The sequence below is a fragment of the Oryzihumus sp. genome (genome assembly GCF_036391795.1).
Taxonomy (GTDB): domain Bacteria; phylum Actinomycetota; class Actinomycetes; order Actinomycetales; family Dermatophilaceae; genus Oryzihumus.
The window spans coordinates 1-10,519 of sequence record NZ_DASVZH010000187.1; the positions used below are offsets into that span (position 1 = coordinate 1).

8 protein-coding genes and 2 pseudogenes are annotated in these 10,519 nt (G+C 73.0%); 3 read left to right on the top strand and 7 right to left on the bottom strand.

All coding sequences use genetic code 11. From position 1 onward, the window contains the following. Nucleotides 1–1,339: sigma 54-interacting transcriptional regulator (locus tag VF825_RS11235; RefSeq protein WP_331113248.1), on the bottom strand; the 1,339-nt coding region annotated here is incomplete at its 3' end. A gap of 23 nt (nt 1,340–1,362) precedes the next feature. Further along, the gene (locus tag VF825_RS11240) at nt 1,363–2,697 is read right to left on the bottom strand and encodes a DNA polymerase IV (RefSeq protein WP_331113250.1); all 1,335 of its coding nucleotides are present in this window, start codon (nt 2,695–2,697) and stop codon (nt 1,363–1,365) included. 84 nt (nt 2,698–2,781) lie between these two features. Between VF825_RS11240 and VF825_RS11245 the strand changes: the two genes are divergently transcribed. From VF825_RS11245 to VF825_RS11255, 3 genes are all read left to right on the top strand, one after another. Further along, nucleotides 2,782–3,681 carry an alpha/beta hydrolase gene (locus tag VF825_RS11245; protein ID WP_331113252.1) on the top strand — a complete coding sequence of 300 codons (900 nt, stop codon included), beginning with the start codon at nt 2,782–2,784 and terminating at the stop codon, nt 3,679–3,681. Between the two features lie 102 nt (nt 3,682–3,783). After that, nucleotides 3,784–4,428, top strand: coding sequence for a cysteine hydrolase (locus VF825_RS11250; RefSeq protein WP_331113254.1), 645 nt, complete (start codon nt 3,784–3,786; stop codon nt 4,426–4,428). 61 nt (nt 4,429–4,489) lie between these two features. Continuing rightward, entirely contained in the window at nt 4,490–5,542 is a 1,053-nt protein-coding gene (locus VF825_RS11255) for an App1 family protein (RefSeq protein WP_331113256.1), read from the top strand. 42 nt (nt 5,543–5,584) lie between these two features. On the opposite strand, the gene VF825_RS11260 is transcribed toward VF825_RS11255, so the two are convergent. From VF825_RS11260 to VF825_RS11280, 5 genes and pseudogenes are all read right to left on the bottom strand, one after another. Further along, complete coding sequence (locus tag VF825_RS11260; RefSeq protein ID WP_331113258.1) at nt 5,585–6,190, bottom strand: GNAT family N-acetyltransferase; 606 nt, start codon at nt 6,188–6,190, stop codon at nt 5,585–5,587. A 58-nt stretch (nt 6,191–6,248) separates the two neighbouring features. Next, on the bottom strand, nt 6,249–7,778 hold the full coding sequence (locus VF825_RS11265) for a hypothetical protein (RefSeq protein WP_331113261.1): 1,530 nt from the start codon (nt 7,776–7,778) through the stop codon (nt 6,249–6,251). A gap of 264 nt (nt 7,779–8,042) precedes the next feature. Then, nucleotides 8,043–8,267: pseudogene (locus tag VF825_RS11270) on the bottom strand (integrase core domain-containing protein); the annotation flags it as partial. After that, nucleotides 8,242–9,351: an IS110 family transposase gene (locus VF825_RS11275; RefSeq protein WP_422661849.1), complete on the bottom strand. Its 1,110-nt coding sequence runs from the start codon at nt 9,349–9,351 to the stop codon at nt 8,242–8,244. The pseudogene VF825_RS11270 and the gene VF825_RS11275, both read right to left, overlap by 26 nt. Before the next feature lie 235 nt (nt 9,352–9,586). Further along, a pseudogene (locus tag VF825_RS11280) lies at nt 9,587–10,413 on the bottom strand (IS481 family transposase); the annotation flags it as partial. Nucleotides 10,414–10,519: the final 106 nt, after the last annotated feature.

The following is a 10,519-nucleotide window of genomic DNA, read 5'->3' on the forward strand; positions in this document are numbered from 1 at the left end:
TCAGGTGGAGCCCTTCGAGGACGAACTCGACGGCGCCGGCAGCCTGGGCGGGGGAGGGTGCGTCGTCGATCCCGAGCCGGCGCAGCACCTGGCCGAGCCCCGCCACCGCGCCGATCTGCCGCAGCAGGTCCTGGGAGGGCACCGCGTCGCCGGTGGTCACCCCGTGCCCGGACTCGACCAGCCGCAGGAAGCCGGAGAGGTCCAGGCCGCCCATCCGGGACCGCCAGGTCTCCGCGACACTGCGGCGCAGCAGGTGGTCGAGGACCTCGATCTCGCGGCCCTCGCCGTCCGCCTCGTACTCGACCTTGCCGCGCAGCGTCGCCGTGACGGTCTCGGCGTCCCCGACCCGGGCCACCGCGACCTCCTCGCGCAGCAGGGCGGACCGGCGCAGGGCGGCGGCGGCCACCGTCTCGGCGGCGGCGATCGCGAACCGGGCGGACACCCCGGAGCGGCTGTCCACCGCCGGCGACTCCCGCACCGCGCGGGTGAACCGGGCCAGCACCTCCAGCAGGTGCTCCGGGACCTCCGCGACGAGCCGGGACTCCTGGCGCATCAGGCTGATCTCGAGGTCCACGTCGAGCGGGTAGTGGGTGCGGATCTCCGCCCCGAACCGGTCCTTCAGCGGCGTGATGATCCGGCCCCGGTTGGTGTAGTCCTCGGGGTTGGCCGTGGCCACCAGCAGCAGGTCCAGCGGCAGGCGCAGCGAGTAGCCGCGGACCTGGATGTCGCGCTCCTCCAGCACGTTGAACAGCGCCACCTGGATCCGCTCGGCCAGGTCGGGCAGCTCGTTGAGGCCGAACACCCCGCGGTTGGTGCGCGGCACCAGCCCGTAGTGCACCGTCTCGGGGTCGCCGAGCGTGCGGCCCTCGGCCACCTTGACCGGGTCGACGTCACCGATCAGGTCGCCGACCGAGGTGTCCGGCGTGGCGAGCTTCTCGGCATACCGGGTGTCGCGGTGGCGCCACACGACCGGCAGCTCGTCGCCGACCTCGGCCAGCAGCCGCTGGCAGCGCACGCACACCGGGTCGGTGGGGTCGTCGTTGATCTCGCAGCCCTGCACCACCGGGGACCACTCGTCGAGCAGGCCGGCCAGGGTGCGCATGAGGCGGGTCTTGCCCTGCCCGCGCTCGCCCAGGAGAACCAGGTCGTGCCCGGCCAGCAACGCGGTCTCGAGCTCGGGCAGCACGGTGTCGTCGAAGCCGACGATGCCGGGGAACGCCGGCTCACCCGAACGCAGCCGCGCCAGCAGGTTGGCCCGGATCTCCTCCTTGACCGTTCGCGGCTCCCAGCCGGAGGCGCGGAGCTCGGCCAGGGTGGTGGGCAGCGCGGAGAGCGTCATGCCTTCGACACTACGTCGCGGCGTCAACCCCCTTGTGGCTCACGCCAGTCCGGCGGTGGCCCCGGCGCTAGCTCGGGGTCTTCGGCGTCGAAGGTCCGCACGGGTCCAGGCCCGGTCCGCGGTCCCTCGAAGCGCACCGTCACCAGCGAGCGCCCCGACCCCCACACCCAGCCCGCGCCGCGGCTGGCGTGCAGGACGTCCTGGCCCGGCCGCCATACCTGCGGTGCCGCCGCGGCGGGCTCCTGCTCCTCGGGCGCCTGCTCCGGGGCGGCCTCGTCCTCCGGGGTGCCGAACAGGTCGTCCTGGACGAAGTCGGACAGGCCCGAGACACCCACCCCCAGCAGGCGCACGCCGTCGGCGACGTCGACCTCGGCGAGCAGGCGGTATGCCGTGTGGGCCAGCGCGCGCCCGTCGTCCGTGGCCTGGGTGAGGGTCAGCGACCGTGTGAGGGTGCTGAAGTCGTAGCGGCGCAGCTTGAGGGTGACTGTGCGGCCGGCGGTGTTGGCGCCGCGCAGGCGGGCGCCCACCCGGGCGGTGAGCAGGTCGATCTCGCGGCGCAGGGCGGCCGGGTCGGTGATGTCGCGGGCGAAGGTCTCCTCGGCCGAGACGCTCTTGGCCTCGCGCTCGGCCACGAGCGAACGGTCGTCCTGGGCCCGGGCCAGCCGGTGCAGCGAGGTGCCGTGTGCCTGCCCGAAGAGGCTGAGCAGGTCGGCCAGCTCCAGCCGGGCGAGGTCGCCGACGGTCTCCACGCCCAGCGGGCGCAGCCGCTCGGCGGTGGCCGGGCCCACCCCGCCGATCGAGCGGACCGGCAGCGGGTGCAGCACCTCGAGCTCCTCGCCGGCGTCGACCACGGTGAGGCCGTCGGGCTTGCGCAGCTCAGAGGCCACCTTGGCCATCATCTTGGAGGTGCCGACCCCCACCGAGGCGGTGAGCCCGCCGGTGAGGTCGCGGATGCGGGCGCGCAGGTCCTCGGCGAGCGCGGTCACCGCCTCGACGTCCGGGGCGAAGCCGGGGATCTCGGCGAGGTCGACGTAGGCCTCGTCGATGGAGACCTGCTCCACCAGCGGGGAGCAGTCGCGCAGCACGTCCATGACGACCCGCGAGGAGAGCCGGTAGGCGTCGAACCGCCCGGCCAGGAACGCCGTGCCGGCCGGCCCCCGGCGTCTGGCCTCGGCGGTCGGCATGGCCGAGCGGATGCCGTAGCGACGTGCCTCGTAGGACGCCGTGGCGACCACCCCGCGGCCGCCGACCCCGCCGACCACGACCGGCTTGCCGCGCAGCGAGGGCTTGTCGCGCTGCTCCACCGCGCTGAAGAAGGCGTCGAGGTCGAGGTGCATGACGCTGGGCTGCGACCGCATCGGCACCTCACCTCCTGGCTCGTGGGACTCGCGGTGCCTCCATTCTCGGGGTCGCCCCCGACGGCCGGTGATAGACATCGACCCATGACCACCTCGACCCTGACCCTGCCCGACGGCCGTGTGCTGGAGTACGTCGAGGGCGGCGACCCCGCCGGCGTGCCCACCGTGGTCCACCACGGCACCCCCGGAGGCCCGGTGCTCGACCCGGGCTGGGAGTCCAGCGCCCGCGAGCACGGCCTGCGCCTGGTCCTCGCGGCCCGCCCGGGTTATGCCGGGTCGACGCGCCACCCGGGGCGGTGCGTGGCCGACGTCGTGGCCGACACCGTCGCGCTCGCCGACCACCTCGGCGTCGACCGCTTCCTCACCTGGGGCTGGTCCGGCGGCGGACCGCACGCGCTGGCGTGTGGTGCCCTGCTGCCCGAGCGAGTGGTGGCGGTGGCCACGCTGGCCGGCGTCGCGCCGTACGACGCGGACGGGCTGGACTTCATGGAGGGCATGGGCGAGGGCAACATCGAGGAGTTCGGCCTGGCCCTGAAGGGCGAGGACGCGCTCCGGCCGCTGGCGCAGGAGCAGGGCGCGGCGATGGCCGACGTGACGCCTGCGGAGCTGGCCGAGGCCATGGCCCCGCACCTGACCCCCGTCGACGCCGCCGAGATCACCGGTCCCGGCACCATCGGGGCGACGCTGGCCGCGCAGACGCGGACCGGCTTCGCCACCGGGGTCGACGGCTGGGTGGACGACGACCTGATGTTCACCCGGCCCTGGGGCTGCGGCCCGGCCGACGTCCGGGTCCCGGTGCTGCTGCTGCAGGGCCGGCAGGACGCGATGGTGCCGTTCAGCCACGGCGAGTGGCTGGCCTCGCAGCTCGAGGGCGTCGTCGACGCCCGGCTGACCGAGGAGGACGGCCACCTGACGCTGGTGACGCGGCGCCTGCCCGAGGTGTTCGCCTGGTTGCGCGAGCGGTGGGACACCACCGGCGGGTGAGGCCGTCTGCCGGGTCTCCCGTTCCCCGCGCCGATGGGGCGGCCTCGGCGTAGCGTCAGCCTGGCCGGAGCCCCGGAACGTCACAGACCCCTGGAGCGTGCCATGAGCCTGTCCCCGAGCGAGACCGCCGTCGTCCTCATCGAGTACCAGAACGACTTCACCTCCGAGGGCGGGGCGCTGCACGGCGCCGTCGCCGACGTGATGAAGCAGACCGACATGCTGGCCAACACGAGGGCAGCGGTCGAGGCCGCCCGGGCCGCCGGCGCGACCGTCATCCACGCGCCGATCAGCTTCGCCGAGGGCTACGGGGAGATCACCGCCCAGCCCTACGGCATCCTCGCCGGGGTCGTGGAGAACAACGCCTTCGTCAAGGGCTCCTGGGGCGCCGAGATCGTCGAGGACGTCGCCCCGCAGCCGGGCGACATCGTCATCGAGGGCAAGCGCGGGCTGGACACCTTCGCCAGCACCAACCTCGACTTCATCCTGCGCAGCAAGGGGATCCGCAACGTCGCCCTCGGCGGCTTCCTCACCAACTGCTGCGTCGAGTCCACGATGCGCTCAGCCTACGAGCGGGGGTTCAACGTCTTCACGCTGACCGACTGCGTCGCGGCCACCTCGGCCGAGGAGCACGAGAACGCCATCGCCAAGGACTACCCGATGTTCAGCCACCCGGTGACGTCCACCGAGTTCCTGTCCTCCCTGGACGGTGAGGCCGCGCTGGCCGACTCGAGCCGCGGATACAGCTGACCCGCCGGCGGCCGTGCCCGCCGGATCACGGCGGTCACGGTGGCGGCGCTAGGTTCTGTGCATGGCCCGCCCCCATGCCGCCGCCATCGTCGAGGATGCCGTCCACCGCCGCGTCGAGACCCGGCTGCGCCGGCGAGGCTGGGGCACGCGCACGATCACCTACACCGGCTACGGCTCAACGGATTTCGTCCGGGTGATGGCTCGGGTCGTGCTCGGCCGGATCGGCGAGGACGAGCCGGGATCGGCTGACGCGGACGCCACCGCCGGCGAGCTGCGCCGGGCCGAGGAGGTGCGCCGCGGCTGGCGCGCGTTCCTCACCGCGCCGGCCATGGACGTGCCGGTCACGGTGTGCGTGAACGGCCGGTCGGTGACGACGCGCACCGACCGCGGCGGCTACATCGATGCCCGCGTGCCCGAGCCCGGCCTCGCGCCCGGCTGGCACGAGGCCACCATCGAGGCCGAGGGGGCCGCGCCCGCGAACGCCTCGGTTCAGGTCATCGGGCCGGAGGTGACGTTCGGCCTGGTCAGCGACATCGATGACACGGTCATGGTCACCGCCCTGCCCCGGCCGATGATCGCCGCGTGGAACACCTTCGTGCGCCATGAGCAGGCGCGCCGGGTGGTGCCGGGCATGGCCCCGATGTATCGCGCGCTGCTGGACGAGGCGCCCGGGTCACCGATCTTCTACCTGTCCACCGGGGCCTGGAACACCGCGCCGACCCTGACCCGCTTCCTGGAGCGCTGCGGCTACCCCGCGGGGCCGCTGCTGCTCACCGACTGGGGCCCGACCAACACCGGTTGGTTCCGCAGCGGGCAGGAGCACAAGCGTGCCGCCCTGCGCCGACTGGCCCGCGAGTTCCCGCAGATCCGGTGGATCCTCATCGGCGACGACGGCCAGCACGACCCCAAGATCTACGGCGACTTCGCCTCCGAGCGGCCCGAACGCGTCGAGGCGATCGCCATCCGCGAGCTGACGCCGGCCGAGCAGGTCCTGTCGCACGGCATACCGGTGTCCAACGAGGAGTTCGCGCCGCGGACCCGGGGCAGTGTGCCCGTGTGCCGGGCCCCCGACGGCTACGGGCTGCTCCGGTTGCTGCGCGCCGCGCGTTCCTGAGGCCCGCGTCCCGGGGCTTCCCGAGGCGGACCGCCGCGCCCGTCAGCCGCGGTGCGCCGGCTCGGCCGGGGTCTCGTGAGGGGTGGGGATGAGGTCGGCGGGCACCAGGGACCAGACGGTGAGGTCGACCCGGCCCTCGTGGATGACCCCGGCGTTGCGGGCGATGCCCTCGCGCTGGAACCCGGCCTTCTCGGCGACCCGCTCCGAACCGGTGTTGCCCATGGCGGTGAGCAGCTCGACCCTCTCGAAGCCCTGGTCGGTCAGCGCCCAGCTGGCCAGCAGCCGCACGGCGGTGGTGGTCACGCCACGGCCGCGCACCCACGGCGCCGCCCAGTAGCCGGTCTCGGTGGTGCGGGCGGTCCAGTCGGTCTTCTTCAGGTCGATGGCACCGGCCAGCCGGCCCTCGACCTCGATGGCGCGCACCAGCCCGGCGCCGCTGTCGCGCTGCGTGACCGAGAAGGTCTCGACGAACCAGCGGGCGTCGTCCCGGCTGTAGGGCCGGGGCAGCGGCAGCCAGCGCTGCGTCTCCTCGTCCGCGCAGGCCTCCGTGATGGCGTCGAGGTCGGCCTCGGTGAAGGGGCGCAGGCTCAGGCCCTCGCCTTCGAGCGTGACGTCGTCGAACTGCGTGGTCTGGGTCGCGGCGGGCATGCCCGAATCCTGCCGGATGCCAACGCCTTCCGTGTAACCCATTTGCCGCCGGTCCCGCTCAGAACGGTGGTGGACCGGCGTCGACCAGCCCGACGGGGTGGTCGGCGGCCCGGGTCGTGCCGTTGCCGCCCCCGCGCGGGTGATCGAGCGTGCGTGAAGCGTCGCTCAGGTCGTTGGCGCTCAGGGGACCATCGATGAGGTCGTCGGCGGTCAGGGGATCATCGCTCAGGTCGTCGGCGGTCAGGGGAACATCGAGCGGATCGTCGTAGACCCAGGGGTGGGTGACATAGGTGCGTCCGGCGACGGAGCGCCAGTGCACGCGCCCGTCGCGCGTCATCGTCGAGCTCCACCAGCCGTGGCTCTTGAGGTTGTGGTGCCGCCGGTGCTTGGCCGCCAGGTTGGTCGGGTGCGTCGGCCCGAGGGGCCAGGCGATCTCGTGGTCGAGGTCGCAGCGGCGTGCCTCCTGCTCACACCCGGGACCGCGACAGACCCCGTCGCGGCGGACGACCAGCTCGCGGATCCGGGGCGTGGGCACGTAGCGCTGGGTGCCGAGGTCGAGCATCTCGCCGGTGACCGGGTCGGTGACCAGCCGGCGCCAGACCGACCCGGCCGCGGTGGCGATCTCGCGGACGTGGTGGGCCTGCACGAAGCCGTGGCCGGGGATCTCACCCGTGCCCTCGGTGACACCCAGCAGGGTTGCAAGGGAGACCGTGACGGTCACGTGGGCGGCCGGCGGGCGTCCGAGCAAGCGGTAGGGCTCGTCGTCGGTGACCCAGCCGTAGAGCAGCAGGTCGAGCGCCACGTCGGAGCAGATCGCCTCGTGGGCGCGCTGGTCGGCCATGCCCTCGGCCTTGAGCCGGCGCGCGATCGCCTCGATCCGCTCGCGCGCCGCGCCGACCCGCTCGCCTTCTTCGGTGATGTCCAGCCACCCGGTCCCGTTGGGCCGCAGGTCCGAGCGGACCCGGCGGCGGGACACGGCGTCGGCGCGGGCGCGCCGCGGGTAGTCGCTGTCGTGCAGGACCAGCTGCCGCCGCAGGCGCCGGCGCAGACGCTGGTGGGACATCGGCTCGCCGAGTTCCTCGCCCAGCACCCTCCCGGCGATGCCGTCGGCCACGCACGGTGGACAGTGCCGGGTCTCCTCGAAGAGCAGCCGCGCCCGGTAGGCGGACAGGCATCCGGCGTGCATGCGCTCCCGGACGGTCGTGGTGCGCTCCTCCTCGGCGAGGGCGAACGACACCCGGGCGCGGCACTCGGTGTAGCCCATGCCGGTGGCCGCCTCGATCTCCGACGCTGCGGCCTGGGCGGCCTCCTCACGGACCCGGTCCCACTCGTCATCGGTCCGCGGCCGCCTCTCGGCAGACGCGCACAGGTCGTCGTGGGCCTCGAACACCCGCCCCGCCAGCGCCCGGGTGCAGTCAAGGGAGACCGCGTCGACCCATGCCTTGACCGCCTCGCCGGCCTCGATCACCCGCAGCGCCGCGTCCGCGGTGAACCACTGCGCCTCGGCGGGGGCGTCGGCCCGCATCACCCGCACGAAGGCGTCGAGCACCTCGCGCGGCAACGCCGACCTGCGGTCGAGCTCCCCCATCTGCGGCACCCCCAGCGCCAGACTTCGAACGTGTGTTCTATTCTAGGCGCGCGATCCGATCCTGGTCAAGAGCCTGGACAAGTGGGTCGCGAGGAGGTCCGCGAGCCGGCCTGGCCGCACGGCGTGGCCGGCCTGCGTGCGCCCCGTGCCCGGCCTGCGACCGCCCGGCAGAGGCGCGAAACTGGACCGCATCGTTGACGCCGCGGAACGGACCCACCGGGCTGCCGCCCAGGGAGGCCGCCATGCAAGCCGATCGCCGCCCGGCTAGTTGTACTGACCACAGAGGTTAGGAACGCGGGACGCGGGCGGCTGGCCGCCGAGTGCGGTGTGGTGCCGGTGATGGTTGTAGATGTGCAGCCACTGGGGCAAGGCCGCGGCGCGGGCTGACTCGTTGAGGTAGAGCCTGGCGTAGGCCCACTCGGTGAGCAGGGTGCGGTTGAACCGCTCGATGCTCCTATGTTCGTCAAGTCGCCGCTGACGTCGCTGTCGTTTGTGTGGCCGTGCCGGTCTGCGGGCGCGGGAGGTTGGCGTAGATCTCGCGGGCGATGTAGCGCTTGAGGCAGCGGATGATCTCGCGTTTGCTCAGTCCCTCGGCAGTGCGACGTTCGACGTAGTCGCGGGTGGGTTGGTGGTGGCGCATGCGGACGATGGTGACGATGTAGAGCGCGCTGTTGGCGGCGCGGTCACCGCTGCGGCTGAGGCGGTGACGACCGGTCGTGCGGCCGCTGCTGGCGGGTTGGGGTGCGACGCCGCAGAGCTTGGCGAAGGCGGCCTCGTTGCGGATCCGGTCGGCGTTGTCGCCGGCGGTAACCATGAACTGTCCGGCGATCTCGACACCGACGCCGTGCAGTTCGACGAGTTCGGGGGCGGCGGCGCGGACCAGGGCCTCGATCTGACGGTTGAGGTTCTTGATCTCCTCATCGAGGCTCTTCCAGCGGCGGGCCAGGTCGCGTAGTGAGGTCTTGACCGCGGCCAGGAGCAGTCTGTCATCGTCAGCGGTCAGGCTGAGGAGGTCGTCGGTTTCGGGTCGTAGCCGCAGGCAGCGGTTGACCAGGGTGCGCTTGGTCAGGACGACCAGCTCGTCGCGAAGCGGGGATGGTGCGCCGATCATGACGCCCCAGAGCGTGTTGAACGCCTGGGTGCGGGCCTTGACCGCGCTGGCGCGGGTGACCCGCAGGGTGCGGATCACCTCGACCGGGCCGGACTTGGCCTTCGGGACCGCTGTGGAAACCCGCCCGAGAACGGCTCGGGCGATCTGCTCGGCGTCGAGCCGGTCGGACTTGCCGTCCATGCGTCGGGCCAGTCGGTTGGGCCGGTTCACCTCGATGACGCGTTCGCCGGCCTTGGTCAGAGCCCGGGTGAGGGTTGCCCCGAACGAGCCGGTGCTCTCGACTCCGATTGCCCGAAGATCGCCGTGGCCGCGCAGCCAGTCCAGCAGCGCCTGATAGCCGCGGTCGGTCGCCGGGAACTCTTGGTGGCCGAGGAACCGGCCGTGGTCGTCGATGGCGGCCGCGTAGTGGGTGTGCTTGTGCGTGTCGACGCCGCCTATGACGGCGGTCGCTGAGGTTGTCATGCTGGACTCGCTCCTTCCGTTAGGGCTGATCTGACGGATGGGGCGAACCGGCCGGACGGGCGACAGGTCTGTGATGGGGCTTCTAGTCCAAGCTCCTATCAGGTCAGATCCGTCTGGCCGGTGCGCGCCGTGGCGCTGCACCGGAGCCGGTCGACAAATCGAACGCAGGACACCGTGGTCACACCTTGGCCGGGGTCAGACCGGACCGGTGCAGCACCGGGGGCAAGTCTTCACACACCTTGCCGTTGGTCTGGGGCCGGTAGGGCCGGGTGCGGCGGTGCCGGACGTGCTGGCCGGCCAGCAGGTCGGTGAAGGCCCGGGAGCGGTAGCAGGCCCCGTTGTCGGTCAGCACCGCCCGGACCCCGATGCCGCAGGCGGCGAACCAGGCGTGGGCGCGGGCCCAGAACGCGGCCGCGGTGGGGCCCTGTTCGTCGGGCAGGATCTCGCTGTAGGCCAGCCGGGAGTGGTCATCGATCGCGGTGTGGATGAACGCATAGCCCAGGTTGGGGCGGCCGCCGACCTTGCGCGGGCGGGTCGGGTCGCGGTGGGCCTGGCTGTTGGCATCCCCTGCCTGGCGGCCCAGGACCTTCCAGCCGCCGCCGTCGGGGATCCGGCCCAGCTTCTTGATGTCGACGTGGACCAGTCGCCGGGGTGGGCGTGCTCATACCGCGCCACCTGGCGGCGCAGCTCCTGTCGGGTGGCCAGGTCGACGTCGACCAGCCGGGGCAGGCCGGCCCGGCGCAGGACCTTGCCGACCGTGGAGGGCGCCATCCCCAGCCGGGGGCCGATCCGGGCCGGGCCCCAGCCGCGGCGGGTACGCAGGCGCACGATCCGCTTCTCCATCCGGGCGCTGGTCCGGGCCGGGCTGCGGTGCGGGCGGCTGGAGCGGTCGCCCATCCCGGCCGGGCCGTGCAGGCGGTAGCGGGCCGACCACCGGGCCGCGGTCGTCACCGAGACCTGGAACCGTTCCGCGGCCCGGCGCAGCGGCCACCCGTCCTCGACGACGCAGCGGGCCAGGCGCAGCCTGCCCAGCTCGGTCAGCGGGGCATTAGCGTGGGGCATGAAGACCTCCGGGTCGGTGGGAACCTCGACAGCTCCACACCTCACCCGGAGGTCTTCCTCATGTCCAGACCCTGCCGGTCTGTCACCAACGTCCGTGGTCAGTACA

What these genes read in the sequence shown, in the direction of transcription:
- VF825_RS11250 (WP_331113254.1), top strand. Translation starts at nt 3,784, where the DNA reads ATGAGCCTGTCCCCGAGCGAGACCGCCGTCGTCCTCATCGAGTACCAG.
- VF825_RS11265 (WP_331113261.1), bottom strand. Translation starts at nt 7,778, where the DNA reads ATGGGGGAGCTCGACCGCAGGTCGGCGTTGCCGCGCGAGGTGCTCGAC.
- VF825_RS11275 (WP_422661849.1), bottom strand. Translation starts at nt 9,351, where the DNA reads ATGACAACCTCAGCGACCGCCGTCATAGGCGGCGTCGACACGCACAAG.
- VF825_RS11255 (WP_331113256.1), top strand. Translation starts at nt 4,490, where the DNA reads ATGGCCCGCCCCCATGCCGCCGCCATCGTCGAGGATGCCGTCCACCGC.
- VF825_RS11245 (WP_331113252.1), top strand. Translation starts at nt 2,782, where the DNA reads ATGACCACCTCGACCCTGACCCTGCCCGACGGCCGTGTGCTGGAGTAC.
- VF825_RS11260 (WP_331113258.1), bottom strand. Translation starts at nt 6,190, where the DNA reads ATGCCCGCCGCGACCCAGACCACGCAGTTCGACGACGTCACGCTCGAA.
- VF825_RS11240 (WP_331113250.1), bottom strand. Translation starts at nt 2,697, where the DNA reads ATGCGGTCGCAGCCCAGCGTCATGCACCTCGACCTCGACGCCTTCTTC.